At 72.4% G+C, this 659-nt stretch carries 1 protein-coding gene and 1 riboswitch; the gene reads left to right on the forward strand.

Features of this window, described 5'->3' with window-relative positions:
* The coding region (locus tag CEK65_RS20795; protein ID WP_152182859.1) for a TfoX/Sxy family DNA transformation protein at positions 1-318 on the forward strand (318 nt) is incomplete at its 5' end.
* 25 nt (positions 319-343) lie between these two features.
* Positions 344-562, forward strand: a riboswitch (cobalamin riboswitch).
* Positions 563-659 lie beyond the last annotated feature (97 nt).

The raw sequence follows: 659 nt of genomic DNA on the forward strand, positions 1-659 counted from the left end.
GTCAAGGTCAAGCGCGCCGGCTTCAAGCCCAGCCTCAACCTGCTGTATTCGCTGGAAGGCGCGCTCAGCGGCTGCCACTGGCAGGAACTGTCCGAGGCACGCCGCGCGCAGTTGCTGGGCGAACTGGAGATCGCAACGGCGGCGCTGCCGGCGCAGCGCGGCCTGCCGGTCGCCGGGCCGGTGGCGACCACCCACTTCGACCGCGACGACACGCGCGACGACGACGCTGCCGACGGCGCCTACGCGCAGGACACGCACGACACGCCGATGGGCGACCGGCACGGCGACGACGACGGCCACGGCACTCACGCCGACTGAGCCGTGCAGCCAGCGGCGATCGCGTACAATCGCGCCGCTTCAAGGTGACCCGCCGGCTCCGGCCAGCGGGTTGAAACGGGAAGCCGGTGCGTCTTGCGACAAGGCCGGCGCTGCCCCCGCAACGGTAAGCGATCCGCGCTGACGACCTGCGCCACTGTGCCCTGGGCATGGGAAGGCGTCGCAGCCGGGAGGTCCGCCTCCCCGATCGCCAGCCCGGAGACCGGCCTTGCAGTTCACTGGTTGCGATGCGGAGGGCGTCGCGGCGTGCCGCGCCGTGTCCGGCGCCGTCCGCTTGCACCTTCCGTTCGCGACTCCCTTGCCGTCACAGCGCGCAGCCGCGC

Origin of the sequence: Xanthomonas sp. LMG 12459 (assembly GCF_009192905.1) — a bacterium.
Classification (GTDB): domain Bacteria; phylum Pseudomonadota; class Gammaproteobacteria; order Xanthomonadales; family Xanthomonadaceae; genus Xanthomonas_A; species Xanthomonas_A sontii.